This window comes from Thioalkalivibrio sp. AKL17 (assembly GCF_000377885.1).
Lineage (GTDB): Bacteria > Pseudomonadota > Gammaproteobacteria > Ectothiorhodospirales > Ectothiorhodospiraceae > Thioalkalivibrio > Thioalkalivibrio halophilus.
Window position 1 is genome coordinate 168,689 of sequence record NZ_KB898765.1, and the last position, 26,721, is coordinate 195,409.

Here is a 26,721-nt window from a genome sequence, read left to right on the forward strand (position 1 = left end):
GTCCAGGGAGGGACCATGGAACACGATCACGGCTACAAGCACCTGTTCAGCCACCCCCAACTGGTGGCCGACCTGCTGCGCGGGTTCGTCAACGAACCCTGGATCGAACAGGTCGATCTGGATTCGCTGGAGCGGGTCAACGGTCACTACGTCTCCGACGATCTGCGCGAGCGCGAGGACGACATCGTCTGGCGCCTGCGATGGGGCGATGGCTGGTGTTACGTCTATCTGCTTCTGGAATTCCAGTCATCGGTGGACCGCTTCATGGCGGTCCGCCTGCTGACCTATCTCGGCCTGCTCTACCAGGATCTGGTGCGCACCGGTGAACTGACCCCCGACGGACGGTTGCCGCCGGTACTGCCCCTGGTGCTCTATAATGGAGAACGACGCTGGAGCGCCCCGATCGAAGTGCGTGAGCTGATCGCACCGATCCCCGGAGGACTGGAGGCCTACCGTCCGGATTTCCGGTATCTTCTGCTCGACGAGGGGGCCTTCGCGGACGCCGATCTGCCGGCACGCAACCTGGCCGCGGCCGTCTTCCGGCTGGAGCACAGCCGCGAGCCCGAGGATCTGCAGGCGGTCGTCGGGCGTCTGGTGCAATGGCTGAAACACCCGGAGCAACGATCCCTGCGACGGGCCTTCAGCGTCTGGCTGGGTCGAGTGGTCATCCCCGGCCACTTCGGCGAAACGCTGGCGCCACCGAACAATGACCTGCGGGAGATGGAAACCATGCTGGCCGAACGCGTAAAGGAATGGCAGCGACGCTACGAGCAACAGGGGCTGCAAAAAGGGCTGCAGAAGGGCCTTGAGCAAGGCCTGGAGCAAGGCCTGGAGCAAGGCCTGGAGCAAGGGCTGGAGCAAGGGCTGGAGCAAGGGCTGGAACAGGGTAGAAAACAGGGGCTGGAAGAAGGCGTCACGCAGGGTGAAGCCGCGGTCCTCCTGCGTCTGATCGGCCGCAAGTTCGGTGCAGACGCCGCGGAAAAACAGCGGGAGCGGATCGAATCCGCCGATGCCGACACCCTGCTGGTCTGGTCGGAACGCCTTCTGAACGCCCGCCACATCGACGACGTGTTCGGCGCGGCCTCCTGATGGCCCCCCTCTTGAGAAAAGAACCTCAGGGAAACAGCCGCTGCCACCAGCGGCGGCGGCTGTTCGGCGGGGGCATGACGGCCTGCAGGTCTTCCGGCGGTACGGTGGACAGGATCCAGCCCGGGAGCACCCGCAGCCCGGACGAGCCGCAGGAGGATCCGAGGTTGTTGGGGTCGAAGATCTTCACGAAGCGCGGGGCCTCGCGGTCGTCCACGTAGATGATGCCGCAGTAGCTTTCGTCGTGATCGACCCGCAGCAACGCGTCCATCTCCGTGAGGAAGCGGTCCAGCTCGGCGGCACTCACCGGCGCCTGCGGCACCGCCTCGCCCACTGCGTAGACGTACCACTCGCCGTCGCGGGCCGTGACCCGCAGCGTGGCCCACAGCGCATCCAGCTGTTCCCAGTGCAGGATACCCAGCGCTCCGGATTCGTAGCGTTCCATGAAACCGGCGTCGGGGTCCGGACGATGATCTCGGGCAAAGCTCATGCAGGGCTCGCAACAGTGGTTACAGCGGAGACGGGCGTCATGTTAGAACGGCGTCCCCGGGGTCACAAGCGAAGCCGGCAGAGCCGGAAGGACGGCCGCGGGGAACCCGGAGGCACTTCGGGGGCTCTCAGGATCTGATCCCCCGTTCCAGCCAGCGAGTCGCGAGCATGCGCCGTATCACGCACGAAACCTCCCTGCAGGCCGAACCCGAGCGGGTCTTTGCCCTGCTCAGCCATGTCCCCAACTTCGTCGACCTGTGCGACCACGTGCGCACCATCGAGCCCCTGGGTGGCGAGCAGTACCGCTGGACCATCGTGGCGGCGGGGATGACCATGGATTTCGATGTCGAGGTCTGCAGCGCCGTGGAGCCGGAGCATTTCGCCTGGCGCTCGATCCGCGGCATCCACAATCGCGGCAGCTACCGTCTGCAGCCGGCCGGCGAAGGGCTGACCCGGGTTGAGTTCGAGCTGGAGTACCGTCTCGGTAATCCGCTGGTGGAAGCGGCGGTGCGCAGGGCGGCCGGTTCGCTGGTGGAGCGCGTTTCCGGCCAGCTGATGCACCGGGCCCAGCAGCGCCTGGACGCGGAAGCCAACTCGAACGCCTGACCCCGCCGACTCCGGACTCGCGCACCCGCCGCGGGCACCGAATCAGGGTGCCAGGGACGCACCCGAGCCGGGACGCGACTCCCCGGCACGCGAACCCGGACTCGGGCCCGGGCCGGCATCAGCGTCTTCCTGCGCCGGCTTCGCCGGCTGCACACCCGCCCGGTCCAGCAGATCACGCATGGTGCGCGCCCCCAGATGATGGCGACGGGCCACGTCCAGCTCTTCCAGCGCCGACTCCACCGCCGCATCGCCGTGCAGGGTCCGCAGCGCCGGATCTTCCTGATCCTCCCGCAGGGCGTGCAGCACCTCCGCGACCGGTAGATGGCCGAGATCGCGCCCCGGCACCAGACCGAGGGCTTCGGTGCGCCTCAGCAGTCCCGCGGCCTCCAGGGCCCGGGCTGCACCGCCCAGCGAGTTCCCGGGCACGTACAGCTCCGCGGCCACGTCATCGACCGTGGGCGGCGTGCGTCCTTCCACGAAGTGCCGCCCCACCACCTGCATCAGGTTGAGCCCCAGACGCTCGTGCGCCGCCGCCGAAAGCCGTGGGCGTCGGCCGCGCACGTTCATGTATTCCGGGTGCTGCACGTAGAACGCCACGTTGGACCCGATCAGCAGGATCAGCCAGGCCAGATAGATCCAGATCAGCAACAGGATCATGATCGCGAAGCTGGAATAGATCGCGTCGTAGCGCGTGGAGCCCGCCACCATGTTGGCGAACACCCAGCCCATGCTCTGCCACAGCACGCCCGCGACCACGGCACCCGCGAGCGCCGGTGCCAGGCGCACCCGGGTGTTGGGCACGAACATGTAGATGAACGCGAAGGCCGCGATGATCAGCAGGTAGGGCACCAGACGCGAAAGCTCGCTGATCACTCGCCCGAAGGGCTCCACCCCGGCGACCGCCTGCATCGCCTCGGAGGACATGACCGTCGCCGTGATCCCCAGCGCGGCGAACACCAGCAGCGGCCCGATCATGATCACCGACAGATAGCTGCTGAACCGCTGTGCCAGACTGCGCTGGGTCTCCACCCGCCAGATGGTGTTGAACGCGGCCTCGATCTTCTGCACGAGGGCCACGACCGTATACACGAGGAAGATCAGGCCGACCGCGCCCAGCGCCCCCACGCGCATGTTGTCGACAAACCCGACCACGTTGTCGGCGATATCCACACCCTGCTCGCCCAGCGGCTCCAGGAATTCCAGCAGCAGCGGTTCCACCGCGTTGTGAGCGCCAAATCCCTTGAGAACGGAAAAAGACAGCGCGAGCAGCGGCACGAACGACAGCAGGGTGGTATACACCAGGCTCATCGCGCGCAGCGTCAGCTGGCCCTCGGCCACTTCGCGGATCAGGGCGTACAGCCCGCGCAGAATACCCAGCCCCAGCGCCTTCCAGCGCGGCATCGCTGCCAGGTCGCTCTCCAGAACCAGGCGTTCCAGCCGATGCCGCGCGGCCTCCAGACGTGTTCCGAGGCTGGCGTTATCCCCCAATCCGGCAACCTCCCGCGCGGACCCCTTCGATCATTTCTGCCGCCATTCACCGCCCGAGCGATACCAGTAGCCGGTCGGCGCTTCCTCCACCCAGACACGGGCGAAAGTCTCGCGGATGCGGGCCTCCCAGTCGGGGCGGTCGTTGGCCCGGGCGATCTCGCGGTACAGCGAGCTGCGGTCGGAATTCTCCTCGCTGACCAGGCGCTGCACCTCGCTGCGCTCGCGCAGCGGCACTTCCGAGAGATCGCGGATGGCCACGTCACCCTCGGCTCCGAAGCCGATGGCCCCGCTGCGAAAATGCGGCGCCAGCTGCGGCGCGCGCTCGCGCATCGATGCCCGGATACGGTTGACTGCCGGGGTCTCGACCTGCAGGTCCGGGTCGCTGGCCGCGGCCGGAGCGATCAGCCCCTCCAGCAGGCGCGCAAGCAGCGGGGTCGAGCGCCCGCCGGCCGCATCCCCGGCATCCGAAGAGCCGCCGTCCATTTCCGGCGCGGACTCGGGCTCGCGCAGCTCTTCGATGTCGTGGAACTGCAGGGCATCACGCACGATCGCGCGGGCGGCGTCCTCCGCTGCGGCGGCCGGGAAATAGATGTTGATGGTGACGCAGCCCGCGACCAGCGCGGACAGCAGGGCAAGAGCAGGAATCCCGAACCAGGCTTTCATGGGCAACTCCTTGGCAGGCACGGCAGGACAGTCATCATCCTACATTACATCAGCCGGTGGCTGACGAGGACATGAACGCGCCCATGCGCGTGCTCAGCGAACCTCCGGGGGCTCTCCGGCGGTCACCCGCGACAGTCCGCGCAGCAGTTCGTCCCAGTCCACACGCCGGTTATAGCCGATTACCTCGATCCGCGGCAGGCCGCCGCCCTGGACCAGGGTAAAGCCGCCGTCCGGCCGGTCGGCCACCCCGCCAAATTCACAGACACCGTCCCGCAGCACGCAGCGAAAGCCCAGCCGGCGGTAGGAGAAGTTTTCGAAGAAACGCAGAAACACCGACGAAGCCGCCGCCTGCACCGGCCCGCCCAGCTCGGTGATGTTCTGCACCGCACGTTGCGAGATCCGGCGCCGGCCGGGGGCATCCGCCGGCGTGTGCACCGCCAGGTCCATGCGCACCGGACGCCAGTCGATCATGTGCAGATCCTCGAGATGCCCGGACAGCCGACCCTCGACCCGGCCCACGTCGAACGCCCGCGTGGCCAGGGCCAGGTCCAGGCGGTCCATGCGCGCCGAGAGACCCAGCTCCGGGGTTCGCCCGAACAGATCGCGAATGCGCACGTCGCGCAGCACCACGTCGCCGTCGAACACCTGCACCAGCAACCGCCCGTCCACGGCCAGATCGCCGCGGTCCAGGCGCACCTCCGGGATCATGCCGGCCAGGCGACCGGAGAAGCGCGGCCAGCCCAGGACCTCGGTCAATGGCTCCAGCGAGATCGCCTGCACCCCGCCGGTGAAACGCACATCCGGGCCGTCGGGGGTCAGGCGCAGGCCGAAGTCATCCACACGCAGGGCGCCATCAAGGATCGGTATGCGGGTCGCTTCCAGCAGGTCGATCCCGTCCGGCTGCGCGCGCACACGGGCGTCGAACTCGCCCAGCGGCAGGCGGAACAGATGCGCTCGTTCCCAGCCCAGATGCCCCGGGACTCCGGGCGCACCCGCCTGCCAGCTCAGGGCGCCGTCGCTGTCCGTCACGCCGAAACGGCCCGTGCCGTCCTCGGCGCTCAGGGCCTTCCAGCGCAGGGTCGCCGAACGCGGCTCGCCGCGCTCCAGCTCCAGCCGCGCCAACACGGAATCCCCGCTGACCGTCAGATCACGCCCCAGGGTCCCGGCCAGCGCGGGGTCCAGCAGCACCGCATGCGCCGCACCGGGGTCCCGCGCCTCGAGATGGAAAGACCCCGAAGGAGCGATCGCCTCCGGCGGCCCGCTCCGGATCTCCTGACCGCTGAAGGCCAGTATCTCGCCGAGCGAGCCGGACAGTTCCGCCACCTCCACCCCGGCCGCGAACCCGCCATCCGCCGGACGCAGGCCATCCACGCGCAGGTTCAAGGCCCCGGTCTCGTCCGGGTCCACGAACCACGGATCCACGAACACCGCGCCCTCCTCCAGGGTCGCGTCCAGGATCCAGTCCCCCTCCGTCTCGCGTGCCTCCAGGCGGCCGCCGATGCCCTCGCCCGCGCGCAGGCCGACCGCATCCGAGAAGCCCACGTCCCGCAGCCGCAGCTCCGCCCGATGATCGCCTTCCGCCGCACCCTGCATCGCCAGGTCCGCACGCCCCGACTGCAGGGTCACCGGTGGCTCTTCGGGCAGCCAGGGCGCCAGTCGCGGCGACTCCGCCAGCGCGACCAGATCTACCCCGGACAGGGCCAGTTCGGCCCGCCAGTCGTCGGCACCGGCCACGCGCAGCACGAATTCGCCACTCGCCCCGAACCAGCCGGGCCAGTCTCCGGCAACGCGCAGGCGGTTATGGCCGGTGTGCCAGTCCAGACGCAGCGGGTGTTCCTGCAGGACCAGATCCCCGCCGTCGGCGGACAGGCGCGCCTCGCGGCAGCGCCAGCCGGCGGTGGTCGGCACCAGGGACGGGCAATCCAGGCGTACTCCGGCGAGCGTGCCCACCGGCTCGGGCAGATGCAGGCGTTCGGCCCCGACGGTCACCGCCAGCCGGCCGTCGCGCAGGCGTGCGCGCGCCGTCAGGCCTTCGGCGTCCAGTGCCTCGTGCAGCCCCCGTTCGATCCGCAGGTCGACCGTCAGCCCCCCGGCATCCTCCGGGTCGGCACCAGTCGCCGCCGGTACCATCAGCACGAGCGCCACAGCCCCGCCCATGCGCCGGACTGCCGGCCACCCCGCGCGCGCCATCCAGGCAGTCACCGCCCGGATGGCGCCCATCATGCCCCGGGCCGGTCGCCCGGCAGACGATCCCGCAACGGCCGCGCCGCCCGTGCCAGCCACTCGCGCAGCGCAAACCGCGAGGTCTCCAGCGCATCCACCGTGGGCACGAAGTCGCGCAGGCGCCATTCGCCGGCAGAACCACGAAAGCCGGTGGGTGCCGGGTCCGCCGCCAGCCCGGCCGCCTCGAAGCGCCCCAGCGCCCGCGGCATGTGCATCGCATGAGTGACCACCAGCACCCGCTCGACCCCGCTGCCCTGCAGATGCTGCGCCGTAAAGAAGGCGTTCTCGTGGGTATTGCGGCTGGCACCTTCAAGCCAGCGGGGATCCACGCGGAACTCGCGGCGCAGCGCGTCCGCCATCAGCTCCGCCTCGGCCGGCCGGCCCTCGGCCCCGGGACTGCCGCCGGACAGCAGCAACGGGAGACCGGTCCGGCGGTGCAGATGGGCGGCGAAACGCAGGCGTTCGAAGGTCAGGGCCGAGACATCGTCACCGCCGGTGACGTGGTGGCGGCCGCTGGCCCGGCCGCCCCCCAGCACCACGATCGCGTCCGCCCGGCCGGTGGCCAGCGGCCGTTCGCGCAGATCCCGCTCCAGGGTCTGCGCCAGCGGCGCGGCGACGATGTTCAGGGACGGCAGGATCAGCGCGGCCAGCCCCAGGGTGACCAGCCAGCCGCCCCCGCGGCGCTCCGCGCCCCACAGCAGCAGCCCCGGGACCAGTAGCAGCACCGCCAGCCCCGGCGGCAGCAGCAGGTGTTCGAGGACGGTGGTGACCCCGGCGGCCATGTCCGACCGCGCCGCCCGTTACTTCTTGCCGGGGGCGTAGAGGTAGCGGGCGTAGGTCGCCACGTCCTCCGACACCCGACGAATGAGGTGATCGAGGCTGATGATGGCGAACTCCAGCACGTTCACCGCGATGTACGGGTGTTCCACCCGCAGGCGGTCGTACTTGGAGCGCGTCAGGCGCAGCAGGCGGGTGTTGTCGGTCAGCGCGCGCATGCGCACCCCGCGCGGGACGCGGTCGAAGAACGACATCTCGCCCGCCAGCTCGCCGGTCTCCATGCGCCCGACCTCGATCTCCTGGCTGCCGTCATCGTCATACAGCGCGGCCGTGCCACTGACCACGAAGAACAGTCCCTCGCCGACTTCCCCGATATCGGCGATGATCTCCTTGTGATGGGTCTCGACAACCTCCAGGTACTGCATCAGGGTATCGACCTCCGCGGGGGTCAGGGAGGCGGACATCGGATGCTTGGACAGAAATTCGGTCAGCAGATCCCGGGTCATGGCACGGCTTCCTTTACGGCTTTCTCTGGGTTGAATACATAGAGTATAACGAACGTCTCTTCTGCGAGAGCCCGCATGATCGACATCGACACCCTGCGCCGCCAGCTGCCCGCGCGTCTGCGCCGTGGCACTCCGCTGGTCCTGACCCTTCACCCGGACGCCACGCGGGAGTCGGGCGACGACCTGCGCGCAACCACGCCGCAGGCTCTGCTGGCCGAGCCGCCGGTGCGGCGCGAATCACTGGTGCTGGTGCTGGACGTGCTGGCGGAAATGGACACCGCCACCGGGCAGCAGCTGCTCGGCGGGCTGCGTGATCGCTGGGCCGAGGAGACCCTGATCCTCCACCGCCGCCGCGATACCCGCTGGGACCTGAACGCCTTCCTCGCCCTGGGTTTCCGCCGCGAGCCGGCGGCGGAGACGGCCACGCCGGAGCATGCCGTCTACCGCACCAGTCTGTACGACTACAAGCTCACGCCCGACTGGCTGAACGCCCGCTTCTGGGCCAACCCGGAGATGTGGGACCGGGCGCGCTGGTAACGCGCGTTACCCTGCCACCTCATCGTGGACATAATCCACGACTTCCAGGCCGAAGCCGCCCAGCCCGTGGAAACGCTTGGGCGCCGACATCAGGCGCATCCGCCCGACGCCGCAGTCGGCGAGGATCTGCGCGCCGATGCCGTACATGCGCCACTCGGCGGAATTCTCGCGCCCGCCGCCGCGTTCCTCGCCCGCCATCTGGGCCGTCTGGCCCAGCTGCTCCAGCCGCTGGGTCAGGGCCTCGGGCCCCTCGTGCTTGCGCAGGACCACCACCACGCCCTCACCCGCCTCGTCGATGCGCCGCAGCGCGTCGTCCAGCGGCCAGCCGCGATCCGGGCCGGCATAACCGAGGGTGTCGTGCAGCGTGTTCTCCAGATGCACGCGCACCAGGGTGTCGCGGTCCGGGCGGGGTTCGCCGCGCACCAGCGCGAAGTGCATCTCGTGATCCACCTCGTCCTGAAACGCCAGCAGGCGGAACGTCCCGTGCTCGGTGGGGAACTCGCGCTCGGAGACGCGGCGCACGGTCTTCTCGTTCTCGATGCGGTAGCGGATCAGGTCCTCGATGGTGCCCATCTTCAGACCGTGCTCGGCGCAGAAGCGCTCGAGGTCCGGCCGCCGCGCCATGGTCCCGTCCTCGTTGAGGATCTCCACGATCACCGCGGCCGGCTCCGCGCCGGCCAGGCGCGCCAGATCGCAGCCCGCCTCGGTGTGACCCGCGCGCACCACCACCCCGCCCGGCTGCGACATCAGCGGGAACACGTGCCCCGGCTGGACGATGTCCTCCGGCTGGGCGTTGGGCGCCACCGCGGTGCGGATGGTGTGCGCCCGGTCGTAGGCCGAGATCCCGGTGGTCACGCCCTCGGCGGCCTCGATCGACAGCGTGAAGTTGGTGCCGTGGACGTCGTTGGTGTCGGTCACCATCAGCGGCAGGGCCAGCTGCCGGCAGCGCTCGCGGGTGAGCGTCAGGCAGATCAGCCCGCGGCCGTACTTGGCCATGAAGTTGATGTCCTCGGGGCGCACGTGCGAGGCGAGCATCAGGATGTCGCCCTCGTTCTCGCGGTCCTCGTCATCGACGATAACCACCATGCGCCCGGCCTCGAGTTCCCCGAGGATGGTTTCGGTATCGGAAAATTCCATGAACACCTGCCGTCGGGGCCCGCGCTCAGTCGCGCGGGCCGGAATGATTGGGAAAGCCCTGCTCGGCCAGCCAGTCCTCGGACAACCCCGAGCCGCCGCCATCGCCGGAACCGGCGGCCGGATCCGCCGCGCGATCGCCCAGCATCAGGCGCTCCAGATAGCGGGCGATCAGATCGACCTCAAGGTTCACGCGCGTCCCCGGGGCGTAGACCGAGAAGCGCGTCAGGTCCCGGGTATGCGGGATGATGTTGACCTCGAACTCGGCCCCCTCGACCCGGTTCACGGTGAGGCTGGTGCCGTCGATGGTGATCGACCCCTTGGCAGCGATATAACGTGCCAGCGCGACGGGGGCACGGAAACGCACCCGGGTCGAGCGCGCATCCGGCTGCATCGAAACCAGCTCGCCGACGCCGTCCACGTGGCCGGAAACCAGGTGACCGCCCAGCCGGTCGCCCAGCGCCAGCGCGCGCTCCAGGTTGACCCGGTCGCCGCGACCCAGTGCCCCGAGCGTGGTGACGTCCAGGGTCTCGCGGCTGACATCGGCGGTGAAGCCGTCCACCGAGAGGTCGGTCACCGTCAGGCACACGCCGTTGACCGCGATCGAGTCCCCGAGGTGTGTACCCGAAAAGTCCAGCCCCGGCGCACTGACATGCAGCCGGCGGTCGCCCCCGCTGGGCGTCAGGGTGTCGAGGGTGCCGAGGCTTTCGATGATGCCGGTGAACATGGCGTGGCCTGTCCTTGCGGTGACAATGCGGGGATCATAGCGAATTCGGGACCCCGCGGGGGAGAGCCCGCAACCGCAGGGTCTCGCCCAGCCAGCGGGATTCGACGACCTCCAGCTCCGCGCGTTCGGCCATGCGTCCGATGTCCCAGTCCACCATCGGCCGCCCGCCGGAACCCAGCAGCAGCGGCGCCTGGTACACCAGCCACTCGTCCACCAGCCCGGCGCGGGCCAGCGCACCGGCCAGCCCCGGACCGGCCTCCACGTGCAGCTCGTTGATCTCGCGGGTGTGCAGCTCCGCCAGCAGGGCGTCCAGGTCCAGATACCCGGCAGCATCCTCCGCCGCCTCCGGCACGGCAATCAGGTCGGCGCCACGCCCGCGCAGGACATCCGCCGCCGGGCCCGCCGCCTCGGCCTCGGTGGTCAGGATCCAGGTGGGCGAACCCTCGAGGATGCGCGCGGTGGGCGGTGTGCGCAGGCCGGAATCCACGATCAGCCGCAATGGCTGGCGCACCGGCAGATCGGCCACACGGCCCGACGTCGGCAACCCGGCCGCCGCGGCCAGTTCGACCGGGCTGCGGCGCACGTTGAGCTGCGGGTCATCGGCCAGCACGGTGCCGCTGCCGGTCAGGATGGCCCCGGCCCGCGCACGCCACAGCTGCACGTCGTTGCGTGCGGCCTCGCCGGTGATCCACTGCGACTCGCCCGAGGCCATCGCCGTGCGCCCGTCCAGCGAGATCGCGGACTTGATGCGCACCCACGGGCGCCCGCGTTCCATGCGCTGCACGAAACCGGGATTCAGGGCCCGCGCCTCGGCCTCCAGCAGCCCGGTCTCCACCGCGATGCCGGCCGCGCGCAGGCGATCCGCCCCGCCTCCGCACACGCGCGGATCGGGATCCTCCATGGCGATCACCACGCGCCCCACCCCGGCGGCGATCAGCGCCTCGGTGCAGGGCGGCGTGCGCCCGTGGTGGTTGCACGGCTCCAAGCTCACGTACACCGTCGCCCCGCGCGCGGCCTCCCCGGCCGCCTGCAGGGCGTTGACCTCGGCATGCGCCTCGCCGGCCCGCCAGTGCACGCCGGCGCCCACTTCGCGACCGTCGCGCACGATCACGCAGCCCACACGCGGGTTGGGATCGGCGGTAAAACGGCCGCAATCCGCCAGCATCAGCGCGCGGTGCATCCATTCACGGTCGGCTGCGTTCATCGGGGTTCGCCGGAAGGGTTGTCGGGCGGGGGGTCTTCGGGGGACTCGTCAGCCGCGGCGCGCGCGGCCTCCTCGTCGATCAGGCGCAGCTGGTGGCGCCGCATCTCGGGGCTCAGGTCGTCCTCCAGACGCTCGATGGCCTCGCGGAAGGACTGCACGCTGGCAAAGCTGAGATAGATGGAGGCAAACCGGATATAGGCGACATGGTCCAGCCCGTGCAGGGCCTCCAGGACCATCTCGCCTATACGGTCGGACTTGATTTCGGGGGCACTGGTCCCGGCCAGACGGCGCTTGATGTCGTCGATGACGTTCTCCACGTCCTCGGTGCGCACCGGACGCTTGTGCAGCGCCCGGCGCAGACCGCTGCGCAGCTTGTCGTCATCGAAGGCCACCCGCTCGCCGCTGCGCTTGACCACCCGCGGCAGGCTGAACTCCGCCCGCTCGAAGGTGGTAAAGCGCTCGTGGCACACGCGGCACTCCCGCCGTCGCCGGATCTGTTCCTGCTCGGGTCCGGCGACCCGGGAGTCGACCACGCGGGTGTCACTGGCACCGCAGGCCGGGCAGCGCATCGCCCCGGTTTATTCGCCGGCGCTGTACACCGGGAACCGGCGACAGATATCCAGGACCTTCCCGCGGACGTCGTCGATCACCTGCTCGTTGTCCATGTTGTCCAGCACGTCGGCGATCCAGCCGGCCAGTTCGCGGGACTCGGACTCGGTGAAGCCGCGGGTGGTCAGGGCGGCGGTGCCGATGCGGATGCCGGAGGTCACGAACGGCGACTGCGGGTCGTTCGGCACCGCGTTCTTGTTGACCGTGATGTTGGCGCGGCCGAGCGCGGCGTCCGCGTCCTTGCCGGTCATACCCTTGGACACCAGGCTCAGCAGGAACAGGTGGTTGTCGGTGCCGCCGGAGACGATGTCGAAACCGCGCTCGACCAGCACTTCGGCCATCGCGCGGGCGTTGGCGATCACCTGCTTCTGGTAGGTCTTGAATTCCGGCTCCAGGGCCTCCTTGAACGCCACCGCCTTGCCGGCGATCACGTGCATCAGCGGGCCGCCCTGGGTGCCCGGGAAGATCAGCGACTGGAACTTCTTGTTCAGTTCCGGCTGGCCCTTGGAGAGGATGAAGCCGCCGCGCGGACCGCGCAGGGACTTGTGCGTGGTGGAGGTAACCACGTGGGCATGGTCGATCGGGTTCGGGTACTCGCCGGCGGCGATCAGGCCGGAGACGTGGGCCATGTCCACCATCAGGTACGCACCCACGGAATCGGCGATCTCGCGGAAGCGCTTCCAGTCCACCACCCGCGAGTAGGCGGAGAAGCCGGCGACGATCATCTTCGGCTGGTGCTCGGTGGCCAGACGCTGGACCTCGTCGTAGTCGATCAGGCCCTCGTCGGTGATGCCGTACTGCACGGCGTTGTAGATCTTGCCGGAGAAGTTCGGCTTGGCGCCGTGGGTCAGGTGGCCACCGGCGTCCAGGCTCATGCCCAGCACGGTGTCATGCGGCTGCAGCAGGGCCATGTACACCGCCGCGTTGGCCTGCGAGCCGGAATGCGGCTGCACGTTGGCGTAATCGGCGCCGTAGAGCTGCTTGAGGCGGTCGATGGCCAGCTGTTCGACCACGTCGACGTGCTCGCAGCCGCCGTAGTAGCGCTTGCCCGGGTAGCCCTCGGCGTACTTGTTGGTCAGCACCGAACCCTGCGCTTCCATCACGCGCGGGCTGGTGTAGTTCTCCGAGGCGATCAGCTCGATGTGCTCTTCCTGGCGCTGCGCCTCCTTGCGGATCGCGCTCCAGAGTTCGTCATCGTAGCCGTTGATGCTCATGTCGATCGAAAACATTCGGTGACTCCCGTTGGGTTCTAGGCAATTCGGGCGCGCAGCGGCCCGCCACAAGGCGCCCAACCGGCCGCGGACGGCGGCCGGAAGGTCGAGACCGGGCGGGGTACGGCGCCGGAAAGGTCCAATACCATACTGGATTCGGCCGGGATTTTCAGGACCGCCCGCCGAACGCCCGGCTGAACGGACTATTCATCCAGCCACTCGCGACGCACTACCCAGGTCTCGGCGATGAAGTCGTGCAGGGCGCGGCGCTGCCGGGTGAAGGCCACCATCAGGTAGCCGATCATGAACAGCAGACCGGACAGGAATTCGGCGAAATGGCGGCCGGTCGCGCGGGCGAAGCTGATGCGCTCGCCATGCCAGTCGACCACCCGCAGCCCCACCACCATCTTGCCGATGGTCGCGCGGTACTGCGAGCTGTGCATGCCGGCGAAATAGAACCAGCCGACCAGGATGTTCACGAAGGTCCAGGCGGTGTCCGCATCGGTCCATTCCTCGGTGTGCATGGTTTCCGGGCTGATCATCGCCTGCACCACGGTCAGCGGGATACCCAGGATCACCCCGTCGATCAGCACCGCCAGCACGCGCCGCCAGAAGCCGCCGAATGCCGCACGATCCTGCGGCGGCCCCTCGGCGGGCACCTGTCCGGACCCGCCGGAAACGGGAGGTGGCGCTTGGCCCCGGCCTGAACCCGACTCCGGATCCATGCCGGAGCCGTTCGGCTCCGACGGCTCGCGGTCGAAATCCAGCGAACGGCCACAGGCCTTGCAGAAGGCCGCGTCGTCGGGGTTCTCGGTTGCGCAGTGCGGACAGGTTCGGGTCATGCATCGCTCCTTCGATGTCAGGTCATTACACCGCTGTCGGCCAGCCCGTCAAAGATGAACTGAACCGCCAGCGCGGACAACAGTACGCCCATGATGCGCGTGAGCACGTGCGCGCCGGTGACGCCCAGCCAGTGCTGGATGCGCACCGCGACCAGCAGGCACACCAGCGCCAGGGCCATGATCGCGATCAGCGCCCCGATCACCACCGCCTGCGCGGCCAGATCGCCGCTGGCACGGCTCATCATCAGGATGGCCGCGCCCATCGCCCCGGGTCCGGCCAGCAGCGGCGTGGCCAGCGGGAACACCGAGAGGTCGGTGCGCGAGCGGGCCTCGCGGGTCTCGTCCGGGGTGGCCGAGACCCCGCCGGAGCTGCGCGCGAACACCATGTCGATGCCGATCAGGAGCAGAAGGATACCACCGGCGGTATACAGGGCCGGCAACGAGATCCCCAGCACCCCCAGCGCGGCCTCGCCGAACAGCGCGAACGGCAGCAGGATGGCGGTCGCCAGCAGCGCGCCGCGCCAGGCCATCGCGCGGCGCTGCGCCGGATCCATGCCGCGGGTCAGCACCGCGAACACCGCCGCCACGTCCACCGGGCCGACGGTCACGAAGAAGGTGGTCAGGGCAACAATGCCCAGTTCCAGCATGCGGCGTTCTCCCGGTCGCGGGGATGGCGGATGTCAGCGCGCGCGCTCCACGTCGCGCGCACAGGCAAAGGGCGGCACCTCATCCAGGCGCGCCGCCAGCGCATAAGCCACCGAAGGTGCCATGTTCGCGACCACCATCTCCACCCCGATGACCCGGCAAAGTCCGTGCACCGCCTTCAGCCAGTCGTAGTAGAGGGCATCGACCACCGGCACGCTGTCGAGGTCGTAAATCAGTCGTCGGGCCCGCGCCGCCTGAAGATAATCCCCCAGCGCGACCAGATAGCGGTCCGGCTCGCCGGGATCCAGGCCCTCGCCCGGCTCCAGCAGCACCGCGTCCGCCCCGATCCGGGTGAGATGCATGCCCCGGACCATCGGCGCGCCCGTCAGGCCGGGGTCCGGGCGTCGGCCATCCGCACGCCCAGCCAGTGGAAGGCCTCCTTCAGCCCTTCGGCCAGGGTCGCGCGGGTCGTCACGTCGCCCAGATCAATGTTGAGGCTGGTGAGCGCCCGGGCGATCTCCGGCCGGATACCGGTCAGCACCGGACGCGCGCCCATCAGGCCGATCGCACGGATCATCTGCACCAGGTGGTGCGATACCTGGGAGTCGATCGCCATGACCCCGGTGACATCCATCAGCACCACGCGGGCCCGGTCCTGCTCGATGCGCCCGAGCAGCTTTTCCATCACCACCATGGTGCGCGACGAATCCAGGGTACCGATGATCGGCAGCGTCAGGACGCCGTCCCAGATCTCGGTGATGGGCGTGGAGATCTCGCGCAGTTCGGCCTGCTGCGCCTCGATGGTGCTTTCCTTCTGCTCCAGATACACCCGATACACGTCCAGGATGATGTCGTTGAACACCCCGGCCAGCAGGAGCAGGGTCTCGCGGGTCTGTTCGGGCGTGATCTCCGCGTCGCGCCCCAGATCCTCGATCATCACGTTCTGCATGAACTGCAGATAACGCACGAACTCCTCCATGTCGCCGCCCCGCATCAGGATCTGCTGCGACATGGTGGTGAAGAACTGCTGCAGCGCACGGAACTCCTCGCTGGAGCGGTCCGACCGCCCCTCGTGCTGCAGCAGCATCACGAACAGCTCCATGAACTCCACGGAGTAGTCGCTGATCTCCTCGCGCGACAGGATGTTCCCCTGCACGAAGATGTTGTGACCACGCTCCTCGATCACCCCGGAAATCCGGCCGACGTTGACCATCAGCTGCTCGACCAGGATCTCGTTGGCATTGCGGGTCTCGCCGTCCTCCCGATTCATGTTGCCCCCTGTCATGATTCCTCCTCGTTTTTTGTTGTGTTTCCCCGGCCTGCCGTCAAAGGCGGATGACCAGCAGCGACTTGTCATCGTTGCTGCGCCCCAGCACCTGGCCCAGCACCAGCGCCAGCAGCTGCGGATGCCGGCGCCACAGACCGGGAAAGCTGGCCAGGCTCCAGTTGCGCCGGATACCGTCCGAGGCCGTGATCACCAGCGCATGCGGGGGGAGGTCCAGTCGGAGCTCCTCGCAGCTGCGATGATCATGCCCGAGAATGCCCGGCGCCATCTCCAGGCCGCGCCGCTCGCCTTCGCTCACGACCCACGCGTTCATGTCGCCCACGCCGCATACCCGAACGCTGCGCTGTGCGGCCGCGACCTCGCCGACAATCCCCACCGCCCCGCGCGAGCCGCTCAGATCACGGCTCAGCCGGTGCAGCACTTCCGCGGGCGAGTCACCCGGCTCGCCCGGTCGACAGCGTCCCGCCACCGCGGTTGCGGCCTCCACTCCGTGGCCCAGGCCGTCCATATGGACCCAGCGCAGACCGTGCCGGTCCACCGCGAGGTCCGCGCAATCTCCGTTGTGCGGCGCGTCGTGCAATGCCCGCAGGTAACGGCCGAAGGCCGGACCGGGCTCGTCCTGTCCGTTGTCCCCGGGGCGAAAACGGGCCCATGCCGCGGTCCCCTGCCACGGTGTACCGGCGGCCTGCGTCGCGGGAACACTGTAGAAATCGGAATCGTCGGCCAGGCGCCGCACGGTGCCCAGCCCCTTGCCCAGGGTCCCCGAGGTGGTATGACCGTCGGCCAGGGCCTGGTTCAGGTCCGCGATCCCCGGACCGAAATCCATCGCGAACAGGTCGAGCGCGGGCTCCGGCGAGCGCTGCTCCCAGATCTGCACCAGTCCGGTCCCGCGCGCGTATTTCATCTGGTTGGTCACGAGCTCCTGGCAGACCAGCAGCATGCGCTCGCGCTTGATCTCGCCGAAACCCAGGCGCCGCGCCACGGTCTTCAGCCGCGACTGCAGCAGGACCTGACCGCCGGCGCGCGCCGCTGCCTGCTCGCTCAGCAGGGCATACGGCTGACGCGCGGGCGGCACGGCGCTCACGCGCGGACTCCGAGGCCCGGGGCCGCGGCCGCCGGTGCGTCGGGGGCCTCGAGCTCGAGTTCGGTGGCCACCTGCCCGCGGCCACGGTGCTTGGCCAGATACAGTGCCGCATCGGTGCGGGCCACCAGCTGCTCCGGGGCGTCACCGTCCGCCCGCTGCCCCACGCCGATGCTGACCCGGCCTTCCATCGCCGCGAGCACGCGCTGCGCCACGCCGGCCGCCGCGTCGCGGTCACCGAACACGATAATGGCGAACTCGTCGCCCCCGGTGCGACAGGGGAGGTCCACGTGTTCGCGAATGGCCGCACGCATGGCATCGGCCATGCCACGCAGGTAATCATCCCCGAACTGATGGCCGTGGGTATCGTTCATCTGCTTGAAGAAATCCAGGTCCAGCAACACCAGACTCAGGGGCTCGTCCTGCCGGGCACAGTGCAGCAGGGACTCTTCCAGGCGGGCATCGAAGGCGCCACGGTTGAACAGACCGGTCAGGCTGTCCGTCTCGGCTTCGCGGATCGAGCGCTGGAGTTCGGCCTTCTTGCGTTCCAGATCGGCCTCGAGTTCGGCCATCTCGGCCGCCGCCCGCTCGCGGGCGCGTTCCAGTTCGGCGGCGAAGCGGGCATTGCGTCGGCGCAGGAGCTCGGGATCGGTGGACTCGGAACCCCGCCGCAGGCGGCGCGACAGGGCCTCGAGCGAGGACTCCGAGGGGTCTTCGGGGACACGATCGAGACGTTCACGGCGCGCGTGTCCCCCCGCCTCTTCCCAGCACAGGGCGAGTTCGCGCCCGTGGGCCACCAGCGCCACCTGCAGCCCGCCCTGCACATTGGCGGCCGCCTCGCGCAGCGCGTGCAGAAGGGCATCGAGACGGGCGGTGGCCCGGAACGGGCTGCCGCCCAGGGCGACCACCGCATCCAGGGCGAAACGCGCAAGCCGGCGCCGATCGGGCTCCACACAAACCGACAATTCCAGCAGACGCTTCTCCATGCCGCCCCACTCCCTGTTCCGTGCCCGGATTGTGCCCCAGTCCGGGCGCCGCGTCATGCATGGGCGGCCGGGCCCGACCGGAACCCGCCGCACATTCAGTACAACCGGCGGTTGGCGTGGCGTTCCCAGTAGTCGAAGACCGCCCGCCCCTCCTCGGCCAGGGTGCGGATCAACGGCAGACGGCGCGCCTCGGGGGCCGCCACCAGTTCGTCGCGGATCCGCTCGTCGTCAAACCCGGCCGCGGCGGCATCCGCGGCCGAGGCGGCATGCACCACCCGGTCCAGCCGCGCCCAGCACGCCGCCGCACGACACATCGGACAGGGTTCGCAGGAGACGTACAGGGTCGCGCCGTACAGGCGGTGGTCCTGCAGGTGGCGGCAGGCGTCGCGAATCGCCGCCACCTCGGCATGCGCGGTGGGATCCTGCCACGGGATCACGCGGTTCGCCCCGCGGCCGACGATTTCGCCGTCGCGCACCACCAGGGCGCCGAACGGTCCGCCGCCGACATCCACGGACTCCCGCGCCAGGCGGATGGCCTCGCGCAGGAAGAAGGCGTCGTCGGCGGCCACGCTCATGGGATCAGTCGCCCAGCACGCGGGACAGCACCTCTTCCGGCTCGACGTAGCCGGCGAGCATCTCGCCGTTTTCGGTGAACAGGGCCGGCGTGCCGCGCACGCCCAGACTCTGCCCCAGCTGCATGTGCTCGTCCTGCGGGGTGGCGCAGTTTCCGTCCAGATCCGACAGCTTGTCACCCTCCTTGGAACGATCCATGGCCGCCTGGCGATCATCGGCACACCAGGTGCGGTTCATGATCTCCGGCGAATCCCGACCAAGCACCGGGAACATCAGGTAGCGCACCTTGACGCCGGCTTCCAGGTATTCCGGCAGATCGGCGTGGATGTCGCGGCAGTACGGGCAGTTGGGATCGGTGAAGATGTTCAGCACGGCGCGGGTCTCGCCGTTCGGTTCATAAACCACCAGTTCGCTGTCGTCGATGGCCTCGAACAGCTCGGCACGCGCACCGCCCTTCGCCTGCTCCGTCAGATTCTCGCGGGTCTGCAGGTCGATCAGGCTGCCCTGCATCACGTAACGGCCATCCTCGCTGACGTAGAAGATCTCGGTGCCGTAGCGGACCTCCTTGATCCCGTCGAGCGGGGTGGAATGAATGGAGTCGATCTCGGCATCGGGGATGGCCTGCGACATGGCCTGCTCGATCGCCTCGCTGGCCTGAGCGGTGGTGCCGGCGGCCGCCAGGGCGACCGCGAAAGGAAGAACGCGCTTGAGCAACATGGGTGTCTCGCTGATGAATCAAAACGTGGATTGTAGGCCGGTTGCCTTCCGGGGGACAGACGGCTACCCCCGGGGATGGTGTTCCGCATGCAACGCCTGCAGCCGCGCCCGCGCGACGTGGGTGTAGATCTGCGTCGTGGACAGGCTGCTGTGCCCCAGAAGCATCTGCACCACGCGCAGGTCGGCCCCGTGGTCCAGCAGATGGGTGGCGAACGCGTGCCGCAGGGTGTGCGGCGACAGGGCCGTATCGATGCCGGCCTGCGCCGCATGCGCCTTGATCCGGTACCAGAAGGCCTGACGCGTAAGCCCCCGGCCGCGCCGGGTCACGAACACCGCCTCCACCGGCGGGTGCCCCGCCATCAGCTCGGGGCGCGCGCGGTCGAGATACGCCGCCAGCCAGTCGGTCGCCATCTCGCCCAGCGGCACCAGACGCTCGCGTCCGCCCTTTCCGGTGATGCGCACCACGCCCTGCCGGGTATTCACCGCCGTGCCTTCCAGCCCGACGAGTTCGGAGACCCGCAAACCGGCCGCGTACATCATCTCCAGCATCGCCCGGTCACGCAGTCCCACCGCCGTGGTGGTATCCGGCGCCGCCAGCAGCTCCTCCACCTGTCCCTCCGACAGCCCCGCCGGAAGGGGCCGTCCGGGCCGCGGTGGATCGATGCCGGCCGAGGGGTCGTCCTCGCGTTCACCGGCCTGCACCAGAAAACGATAGAAGCGGCGAATCGAGGACAGCGCCCGGGCCACCGAACGCGGGCGCGCCCCGCCCTGCATGCGGGCGGCGACAAAGGCCAGCAGGTCGGCATGGGTCGCGGCCTCCAGTGCCCCGTCCCGCGCCGCCAGGAAACCTGCCAGCGCGCTCAGATCGCGCCGGTAGGCCGCCAGGGTCCGGTCGGCCAGGCCTTCCACCGCCCACAGCTCGTCCAGGAATCGATCGAGGACCGCCGGGACGGATCCGGCGACCGCGGTGTCGCTCCCCTCGTGCGTCACTCCCCCGGAAGCCTCCCCGGGGACATCCCCGAAAGCACCCGCGCCTGCGGCCGTGGTCTCCGTCGTCATCCCGGTGGAACCGCGCCGGCGCGATCAGGGATTCGCGGGGTCATCCGGCGCCGGCCCCCGATTCGTCCCGCGCGCCCCGGCTTCTCCCTCGTCGCCGGTAGCCGCAGCCGACCCGCCGGCGGTGTCACCGGTCACGTCCGAGGCGCCCTTCTTCGTCCCCATGCCGGCAGCCGCGGCGGCTGCGTTGAGCGGGTTCTCGGGGTTCTCCGCACGGAACTTGGCCGCCAGGTTCTCGAACACCTTGGTCAGCTCCAGCGGCAGCGGGAAGAAGATGGTGTTGGCGTTCCCGTTGGTGGACATGTCGGCCATGGTCTGCATGTAACGCAGTTGCAGGGAAGAAGGCGCCGCCTCCATCTGTTGGGCCGCCTGTACCAGCTTCTCGGCCGCCTGCAGTTCACCCTCGGCGTGGATGACCTTGGCGCGGCGTTCGCGTTCGGCCTCGGCCTGACGGGCAATGGCGCGGATCATCGAGTCGTCCAGGTCGACATGCTTGATCTCGACATTGGTGACCTTGATGCCCCAGGCATCGGTCTGCGAATCGAGGATCTCCTGGATGTCGTTGTTCAGCTTGTCACGCTCGGACAGCATCTCGTCCAGGTCATGCTTGCCCAGCACCGAGCGCAGCGTGGTCTGCGCCAGCTGGCTGGTGGCGGCATAGTAGTCCTCCACCTGGATCACCGACTTGGCCGAGTCCACCACGCGGAAATACAACACCGCGTTCACTCGCACCGTCACGTTGTCCTGAGAGATCACGTCCTGGCTGGGCACGTCGAGGGTGATGATGCGCAGGTCGATCCGGACCATCTGCTGGATGCCCGGGATCACGATGATCAGGCCCGGGCCCTTGACCGACTGGAACCGGCCCAGGAAGAAGACCACGCCGCGCTCGTACTCGCGCAGCACCCGGATCGACATCGCGATCAGGGCGATGATGATGACCAGCGGTACGACGAGATAACCGAAATCGTTCAACATGTTGCACTCCTTTCCGCCGGAAGGCGGATTACTGCATGTGCGGACCGAATTTTCGCGGCCCGGGACCGGCTCTGCCGGCATCCATGAATCGGTGCACGGGACACCTGCGCCCCCGGCCGAATCTGGCCCGGGGCTTACGCCGTTTCCGCCGTTCCTTCCTGCTCCACTGGCTCGACCGTCAGGCGCAGGCCCTCGATGGCCGTCACGCGCACCTTCTGCCCTTCACGAACCGGCGCCGTGGTCTCGGCCGTCCACAGCTCGCTGTGCACCCACACCGGGCCCCGCACCTCGAAATCCGCACGGGCGTGACCGATCATGCCGATCATCTCCTCGTGGCCGGTCGCGGGCTTTTGCCCGCGCAGCTTGAACAGCCGCCCCAGCACCCACACCGACACCAGGCCGATCGCGATGGCCGTGCCCACCACCAGCGGCAGGGCCACATTCAGATTGGGGTCGTCCCACAGGATCACGGAACCGGTCATGAATGCCACGAGTCCTCCTATGCCCAGAGCGCCGAAACTGGGCACGAAGGCCTCGGCGATCATGAAGATCATCCCCAGCAGCATCAGCGCCAGCCCGGCGTAGTTGATCGGCATCACCTGCAGGGCGAAAAAAGCCAGAATCAGCGAGATGGAACCGATCACACCCGGGTAGACCGCCCCGGGATTGGCCAGTTCGAAGATGATGCCGTAGATCCCGATCAGCATCAGGATGTAGGCGATGTTGGGATTGGTGATCAGCGACAGCAGTTCGGTGCGCCAGTCCGGATCCATGCGCACGATCCGGATGCCTTCGGTCACCAGCTCGCGCTCGCCGGTTGCCAGCTTCACCGTATGGCCGTCGATCTGCTGGAGCAGATCGTCGAGATTGTCGGCAACGAAATCGATGACGTTCTGGTTCAGCGCGTCGGTGGCGGTCAGGTTCGACCCCTCGCGCACCGTCTCCTCGGCCCAGTCGGCGTTGCGATCATAGCGCTCTGCCAGCCCGCGGATGTACGACACCGCGTCCTCCAGCACCTTGCGCTCCATCGCATCCTCGCCGCGCCGGGGCTCGGGGTCATCCTCCAGCCGTTCCTCCCCGGCAGACGGCTCGACCCCGTTGTCGTTCCGCCCCTCTTCCGCTTCGCCGTTTCCGTTTCCGTTTCCGTCGCCGTTGTCTTCCTCCGCCGCGTCCTCGCGCATCTCCTCGAGGTCTTCCTCGTCCAGACCCGGAAGGCCACCCCCGCCCATCTGTACGGGAGTCGCGGAGCCCAGATTGGTGGCGGGCGTCATGGCCGCGACATGCGAGCCGTAGAGCATGTAGGTGCCGGCGCTGGCGGCCCGCGCGCCGGCCGGGTGCACGTAGGTCACCACCGGCACCCCGGACTGCAGCATGTGCTTGATGATGCTGCGCATGCTGGAATCGAGGCCACCGGGCGTGTCCAGCTGCAGCACGACCATCTCGGCACCGCGCTCCTCGGCGGCATCGATCCCGCGCGTGATGTAATCTACGGTCGCCGGACCGATGGCCCCGTCCACGGTCAGGAGCACGGCTTCGCGGTCGCCACCGTTATCGGCGCTGGCCAGCAGCGCGCCGGCCGTGCCGACCACCAGCAGTGTCAGCCACAGCAGCCAGCGGGCCGCGGCGCCGCGTTGCTTCCGGAATCGGATCATGTATCGCTGCCGTCCTCGTATCGTGTCCGCCACGTATCCTGCACCCTACAACATAGGCCATTGCGCAAACGAACGCCCATGCCGCAGGACCCCCGCCAGACTCCGCCCGCCACCCCGGACCGCCCGCCGCTGGGGGTCATCCTCGCCGGCGGTCAGGGCCGGCGCATGGGCGGCTGCAACAAGGCCTGGATCGAATACCGGGGCCGTCCGCTGATCGAGCATGCCGTCGAGCGTCTGCAGGGACAGGTCGATGGCATCGTCGTCAGCACCAATACCGAAATGGACCGTTGCGCGCGGCTGGGGTTTCCCTGCGTCGCCGACGAACACCCCGATTACCGTGGCCCGCTCGCCGGGATTGCCGCGGCCGGGGCAGCCCGTCCCGGGCGCGACCTGCTGTGCGTCCCGGTGGATGCCCCGCGTGCCCCGTACGACCTCGGTCCCCGCCTGCAGGCGGCGCGAACCGAACACGCCGCCCCCGCCGCAATGGCCCACGACGGCCAGCGGCTGCAGCCGCTGTTCCTGCTGCTGGGCGCCGGGCTGGTCCCCGCCCTGCGCGCCGCGATCGCCGAGGGCCCCCTGCCCGCCGGCGTCTGGCTGCGCGAACACGGCGCCGTGACCGCCGTTTTCTCCGATTGCCCCGAGGTCTTCGCCAACCTCAACACCCCCGAAGATCTTGCCCCGCCGTGACCCCGGGAACTTACGCCCCCCCGCAACCGGCGTGTAGATTGGCGGCCGATTCCTTACACTCCCCGACGACCGGTACCACACCGGGCCGTCGCCACCAGGGAGAGGAACCGTCATGAGCCACCCGGACAACACGCTGCCGCGCATCGGCTTCGCCGCCTGGAGCGGCTCGGGCAAGACCACGCTGCTGAAACGACTCATCCCGGAGCTGCGCAACCGCGGCCTGCGCCCGGCGGTGATCAAGCATGCCCACCACGAGTTCGACGTGGACAAACCGGGCAAGGACAGCTACGAGCTGCGTCACTCGGGGGCCGACCAGACCCTGGTGGCCTCGTCCCGGCGCTTCGCCCTGATGGTGGAGACGCCCGAGATCGAGGAAGGGGCGACCCCCGACCTCGACGCCCTGTGCGCGAAACTGGATCCGGCGCGCTCGGACCTGATCCTGGTGGAGGGCTTCAAGAACGCCGACCTGCCGCGCATCGAGGTCTACCGCAAGGCCAACGACAAGCCACCGCTGTACCCCGACACACCGGGGGTGGTCGCAGTGGCCACCGACGCCGGCGGGCTGCCCTTCCATGGCCCGGTGCTGCCGCTGGACGACCCCTCGCCGGTGGCGGACTTCATCATCGAACACCTTTCCCTTTACCCGTTATTGAACGGCTGACAGATGACAACGGAGGAACCGGATGAACGCGGCCGCCTGTGACGAATTCGACCCCACCGCCCTCACCGTGGAACAGGCGCGCGCCGCCGTGCTGGAGGCCTGCCGGGCGGTTGCCGAGACGCGCACGCGCAGTCTGGAGACGGCCACCGGACGGGTTCTCGCCGCGGACGTGCATGCCCGGCTGGACGTCCCTCCGGCCCGGGTCTCGGCGATGGACGGCTACGCCCTGCGCGCCGCCGATGCCCGCGAGGCCGGCTCGCGCCTGCGCCGGGTCGGCCAGGCGGCCGCCGGGCACCCGTGGGACGAACCGCTGCCACCCGGCGGGTGCGTGCGCATCATGACCGGGGCCGTGGTCCCGGACGACGCCGATACCGTGGTGATGCAGGAACACGTCACGCCGGACGGCGACTCCGTGCAGTTCGACCGGCCCGCCCCGGAGAACGCGAACATCCGTGGTCCGGGCGAAGACACGCGCCGGGGTGAAGCGTTGTATCGCACCGGGCAGGTCCTCGGTGCGGCCGAAATCGGCGTCCTGGCCAGCCAGGGCATCGCCGAGGTGGATGTCCTGCGCAAACCGCGGGTCGTGTTCTTCTCCACCGGCGACGAACTGGTCCCGGTGGACGAACCCCTGGAGCCCGGCCAGATCCACGACAGCAATCGCCACATGCTGCGTTCCCTGCTGTCGCGCTACGCGGTCAAGGCCCGCGACTACGGCATCATTCCCGACGACGAGGACGCCGTGCGCGAGGCTCTGGAATCCGCGGGCCGCGAGGCCGATCTGATCCTGACCACGGGCGGGGTCTCGGTGGGTGATGCCGACTACATTACCCGCATCCTGCAGGAGCGCGGCGAGGTCGGCTTCTGGAAGATCGCGATGAAGCCCGGACGGCCGCTGGCCTTTGGCCGCTTCGGCCAGGCCCGGTTTGTCGGGCTGCCGGGCAATCCGGTCTCGGCGATGGCGACCTTCGGCCTGTTCGTCGGTCCCGCCCTGCGCAGTCTGGCCGGCCTGCCGGTAGGCGAACCGCGCACCCTGCGCGCACGGCTGTGCGAGGATCTGCGCAAGCGGCCGGGGCGCACGGATTATCAGCGGGCGATCGTGGAGACCGAGGACGGCGTGGACGTAGTGCGCAGCGCCGGGGGCCAGGGCTCGCATCAGCTGAGCGCGATAAGCCGGGCGAATGCCTTCGTGGTACTGCCGCGGGAGGCAGACGGCGCTCGCGCCGGGGAGTGGGTGGAGGTGCTGCCGTTCAGCGAGCTCTACTGAGCCCGCCGCGGCGAACTGCTCAGCGGCCGGGGGGCGTCCTCGCCCGGCGGGTCGCCGATCATGGCGGCGAACTCGCGCTCCAGCAGCGCCTCGTCGCCCAGGTTCAGCTCCACCAGACGCCGCAGGTGACCGGCGGACTCCAGCGGCATGGCAGCGATCTCCAGCCCCAGCCGCTCGCCCTGCTGCCAGCGCACCGTGCCTTCGAAGGCGATGCGGGCCTCGTCACTGAGCGGGATGTCCACCTGGCCGGACGTGCCCGGGGCGAGCGGTTCGAGCCCCTCGCATTCCACCAGCACTCCACGCAGCGAGATGTCGAGCACGCGCACCGGACATGTCCGGCCATCCAGCTCGAGCCGGGCCGGAAATTCGAGCGGGATACGTTGAAACCGTCGCGACATACCGCAAGACTACGCAATCTTCCGCGCAGTGACCAGCGAGACCCCATGAACGACATCCCCGCTCCCGAACGCGACTCCCGCCCCGTCGGCCTGCTGCTGCGCTTCGGCGCACTGCTCTACGACAGCCTGCTGGTGCTGGCCATCTGGCTGGTGCTGGGGCTGGTGACCCTGCCGTTTTGGAACCTGCTGGACGTGTTCTTCTGGCAGGTCCAGCTCACCCTCAACATCTTCGCCGCCTGGGCCTTTTTCTACGGCTTCTGGCGCCGGACCGGACAGACCCTCGGGATGCAGACCTGGAACCTGGTGGTGCGCAGCGAGGATGGCAGCCGGATCACCTCCTGGCAGGCCACGCTGCGTTTCCTGGTGGGAATCTCCCAGTGGATGTTCATCCTGATGGCGATCCATCTGGCGCGCGAGCACGGCGACTGGATGACCGCGCTGATGACCGCGCTGGGGGTTCTCGCCCTGGGCGCCAGTGCCCTGCACCCGCAGCGCTGGATGCTGCACGACTGGCTGTCCTCCACCGTGCTGATGCGCACGCGGCCGCTCAAGCGTCCGCGCTGGAAGGAAAACCAGGACGAACAGGACTCCGGGGGCGGCTGAGGGCGGCTGATCGCCTGCACGGTCACCCGGACC

At 69.1% G+C, this 26,721-nt stretch carries 30 protein-coding genes; 7 read left to right on the top strand and 23 right to left on the bottom strand.

All coding sequences use genetic code 11. The annotated features are described in order from the left end of the window. Window positions 1–15 precede the first annotated feature (15 nt). Window positions 16–1,089: an Rpn family recombination-promoting nuclease/putative transposase gene (locus tag D577_RS0104055; protein ID WP_018946292.1), complete on the top strand. Its 1,074-nt coding sequence runs from the start codon at window positions 16–18 to the stop codon at window positions 1,087–1,089. Window positions 1,090–1,114: 25 nt separating this feature from the next. Here D577_RS0104055 and D577_RS0104060 read toward each other — a convergent pair whose 3' ends face one another. Next, window positions 1,115–1,576: a hypothetical protein gene (locus D577_RS0104060; RefSeq protein ID WP_018946293.1), complete on the bottom strand. Its 462-nt coding sequence runs from the start codon at window positions 1,574–1,576 to the stop codon at window positions 1,115–1,117. A gap of 167 nt (window positions 1,577–1,743) precedes the next feature. Here D577_RS0104060 and D577_RS0104065 point away from each other — a divergent pair, with 167 nt between their 5' ends. After that, the gene (locus D577_RS0104065) at window positions 1,744–2,181 is read left to right on the top strand and encodes an SRPBCC family protein (protein WP_018946294.1); all 438 of its coding nucleotides are present in this window, start codon (window positions 1,744–1,746) and stop codon (window positions 2,179–2,181) included. Between the two features lie 42 nt (window positions 2,182–2,223). On the opposite strand, the gene D577_RS0104070 is transcribed toward D577_RS0104065, so the two are convergent. The 5 genes from D577_RS0104070 to D577_RS0104090 form a co-directional block, all read right to left on the bottom strand. Next, complete coding sequence (locus D577_RS0104070; RefSeq protein WP_018946295.1) at window positions 2,224–3,669, bottom strand: YihY/virulence factor BrkB family protein; 1,446 nt, start codon at window positions 3,667–3,669, stop codon at window positions 2,224–2,226. Between the two features lie 30 nt (window positions 3,670–3,699). Next, complete coding sequence (locus D577_RS0104075) at window positions 3,700–4,332, bottom strand: YdbL family protein (protein ID WP_018946296.1); 633 nt, start codon at window positions 4,330–4,332, stop codon at window positions 3,700–3,702. A gap of 93 nt (window positions 4,333–4,425) precedes the next feature. After that, window positions 4,426–6,552, bottom strand: a complete 2,127-nt coding sequence (locus D577_RS0104080; RefSeq protein ID WP_018946297.1) for a hypothetical protein — start codon at window positions 6,550–6,552, stop codon at window positions 4,426–4,428. Then, window positions 6,552–7,337 carry a YdcF family protein gene (locus D577_RS0104085; protein ID WP_018946298.1) on the bottom strand — a complete coding sequence of 262 codons (786 nt, stop codon included), beginning with the start codon at window positions 7,335–7,337 and terminating at the stop codon, window positions 6,552–6,554. The genes D577_RS0104080 and D577_RS0104085 overlap by 1 nt, the downstream gene beginning before the upstream one ends. Window positions 7,338–7,355: 18 nt before the next feature. Further along, complete coding sequence (locus tag D577_RS0104090) at window positions 7,356–7,838, bottom strand: Crp/Fnr family transcriptional regulator (protein WP_018946299.1); 483 nt, start codon at window positions 7,836–7,838, stop codon at window positions 7,356–7,358. A 75-nt stretch (window positions 7,839–7,913) separates the two neighbouring features. Here D577_RS0104090 and D577_RS0104095 point away from each other — a divergent pair, with 75 nt between their 5' ends. After that, on the top strand, window positions 7,914–8,375 hold the full coding sequence (locus tag D577_RS0104095; RefSeq protein ID WP_018946300.1) for a DUF6231 family protein: 462 nt from the start codon (window positions 7,914–7,916) through the stop codon (window positions 8,373–8,375). A gap of 6 nt (window positions 8,376–8,381) precedes the next feature. Here D577_RS0104095 and ribBA read toward each other — a convergent pair whose 3' ends face one another. From ribBA to D577_RS0104175, 16 genes are all read right to left on the bottom strand, one after another. Further along, a complete protein-coding gene (gene ribBA, locus D577_RS0104100) occupies window positions 8,382–9,512 on the bottom strand; it encodes a bifunctional 3,4-dihydroxy-2-butanone-4-phosphate synthase/GTP cyclohydrolase II (protein WP_018946301.1) in 1,131 nt (376 codons plus the stop codon). Between the two features lie 25 nt (window positions 9,513–9,537). Next, a complete protein-coding gene (locus D577_RS0104105) occupies window positions 9,538–10,236 on the bottom strand; it encodes a riboflavin synthase (protein ID WP_018946302.1) in 699 nt (232 codons plus the stop codon). 34 nt (window positions 10,237–10,270) lie between these two features. Beyond that, window positions 10,271–11,440, bottom strand: a complete 1,170-nt coding sequence (ribD, locus tag D577_RS0104110; RefSeq protein WP_018946303.1) for a bifunctional diaminohydroxyphosphoribosylaminopyrimidine deaminase/5-amino-6-(5-phosphoribosylamino)uracil reductase RibD — start codon at window positions 11,438–11,440, stop codon at window positions 10,271–10,273. After that, a complete protein-coding gene (gene nrdR, locus D577_RS0104115; RefSeq protein ID WP_018946304.1) occupies window positions 11,437–12,009 on the bottom strand; it encodes a transcriptional regulator NrdR in 573 nt (190 codons plus the stop codon). The genes ribD and nrdR overlap by 4 nt, the downstream gene beginning before the upstream one ends. 9 nt (window positions 12,010–12,018) lie before the next feature. Continuing rightward, a complete protein-coding gene (gene glyA, locus D577_RS0104120; protein WP_018946305.1) occupies window positions 12,019–13,278 on the bottom strand; it encodes a serine hydroxymethyltransferase in 1,260 nt (419 codons plus the stop codon). 185 nt (window positions 13,279–13,463) lie between these two features. Continuing rightward, complete coding sequence (locus tag D577_RS0104125) at window positions 13,464–14,102, bottom strand: RDD family protein (RefSeq protein WP_018946306.1); 639 nt, start codon at window positions 14,100–14,102, stop codon at window positions 13,464–13,466. Window positions 14,103–14,119: 17 nt separating this feature from the next. Beyond that, complete coding sequence (locus D577_RS0104130; RefSeq protein WP_018946307.1) at window positions 14,120–14,749, bottom strand: MarC family protein; 630 nt, start codon at window positions 14,747–14,749, stop codon at window positions 14,120–14,122. Window positions 14,750–14,782: 33 nt separating this feature from the next. After that, a complete protein-coding gene (locus D577_RS0104135) occupies window positions 14,783–15,121 on the bottom strand; it encodes a hypothetical protein (RefSeq protein WP_024329870.1) in 339 nt (112 codons plus the stop codon). An 11-nt stretch (window positions 15,122–15,132) separates the two neighbouring features. Next, on the bottom strand, window positions 15,133–16,032 hold the full coding sequence (locus D577_RS0104140) for an STAS domain-containing protein (protein ID WP_026288904.1): 900 nt from the start codon (window positions 16,030–16,032) through the stop codon (window positions 15,133–15,135). A 40-nt stretch (window positions 16,033–16,072) separates the two neighbouring features. Then, window positions 16,073–17,116 (bottom strand): SpoIIE family protein phosphatase, encoded by a 1,044-nt coding sequence (locus D577_RS0104145; RefSeq protein ID WP_018946310.1) that lies wholly within the window; start codon window positions 17,114–17,116, stop codon window positions 16,073–16,075. Continuing rightward, entirely contained in the window at window positions 17,113–18,099 is a 987-nt protein-coding gene (locus D577_RS0104150) for a diguanylate cyclase (RefSeq protein WP_018946311.1), read from the bottom strand. The genes D577_RS0104145 and D577_RS0104150 overlap by 4 nt, the downstream gene beginning before the upstream one ends. Before the next feature lie 95 nt (window positions 18,100–18,194). Continuing rightward, window positions 18,195–18,674 (bottom strand): nucleoside deaminase, encoded by a 480-nt coding sequence (locus D577_RS0104155; RefSeq protein ID WP_018946312.1) that lies wholly within the window; start codon window positions 18,672–18,674, stop codon window positions 18,195–18,197. A 4-nt stretch (window positions 18,675–18,678) separates the two neighbouring features. Next, window positions 18,679–19,389: a DsbC family protein gene (locus tag D577_RS0104160; RefSeq protein WP_018946313.1), complete on the bottom strand. Its 711-nt coding sequence runs from the start codon at window positions 19,387–19,389 to the stop codon at window positions 18,679–18,681. 63 nt (window positions 19,390–19,452) lie between these two features. After that, the gene (xerD, locus tag D577_RS0104165; protein ID WP_018946314.1) at window positions 19,453–20,379 is read right to left on the bottom strand and encodes a site-specific tyrosine recombinase XerD; all 927 of its coding nucleotides are present in this window, start codon (window positions 20,377–20,379) and stop codon (window positions 19,453–19,455) included. A 93-nt stretch (window positions 20,380–20,472) separates the two neighbouring features. After that, window positions 20,473–21,420 (bottom strand): slipin family protein, encoded by a 948-nt coding sequence (locus D577_RS13565; protein WP_244263435.1) that lies wholly within the window; start codon window positions 21,418–21,420, stop codon window positions 20,473–20,475. Window positions 21,421–21,557: 137 nt separating this feature from the next. Continuing rightward, entirely contained in the window at window positions 21,558–23,075 is a 1,518-nt protein-coding gene (locus tag D577_RS0104175; RefSeq protein WP_018946316.1) for a nodulation protein NfeD, read from the bottom strand. A gap of 78 nt (window positions 23,076–23,153) precedes the next feature. Between D577_RS0104175 and mobA the strand changes: the two genes are divergently transcribed. The 3 genes from mobA to glp all read left to right on the top strand — a co-directional run bounded on the left by mobA (window position 23,154) and on the right by glp (window position 25,687). Beyond that, a complete protein-coding gene (mobA, locus tag D577_RS0104180) occupies window positions 23,154–23,762 on the top strand; it encodes a molybdenum cofactor guanylyltransferase MobA (RefSeq protein WP_018946317.1) in 609 nt (202 codons plus the stop codon). 112 nt (window positions 23,763–23,874) lie between these two features. After that, window positions 23,875–24,423, top strand: a complete 549-nt coding sequence (mobB, locus tag D577_RS0104185; RefSeq protein ID WP_018946318.1) for a molybdopterin-guanine dinucleotide biosynthesis protein B — start codon at window positions 23,875–23,877, stop codon at window positions 24,421–24,423. 22 nt (window positions 24,424–24,445) lie between these two features. Next, window positions 24,446–25,687 (top strand): gephyrin-like molybdotransferase Glp, encoded by a 1,242-nt coding sequence (gene glp, locus D577_RS0104190; protein ID WP_018946319.1) that lies wholly within the window; start codon window positions 24,446–24,448, stop codon window positions 25,685–25,687. Here the strand turns inward: glp and D577_RS0104195 are convergent. Continuing rightward, complete coding sequence (locus D577_RS0104195) at window positions 25,681–26,085, bottom strand: PilZ domain-containing protein (RefSeq protein ID WP_018946320.1); 405 nt, start codon at window positions 26,083–26,085, stop codon at window positions 25,681–25,683. The genes glp and D577_RS0104195 overlap by 7 nt on opposite strands. 45 nt (window positions 26,086–26,130) lie before the next feature. Between D577_RS0104195 and D577_RS0104200 the strand changes: the two genes are divergently transcribed. Continuing rightward, window positions 26,131–26,688, top strand: coding sequence for an RDD family protein (locus tag D577_RS0104200; protein WP_018946321.1), 558 nt, complete (start codon window positions 26,131–26,133; stop codon window positions 26,686–26,688). The last annotated feature ends 33 nt before the right edge of the window (window positions 26,689–26,721 follow it).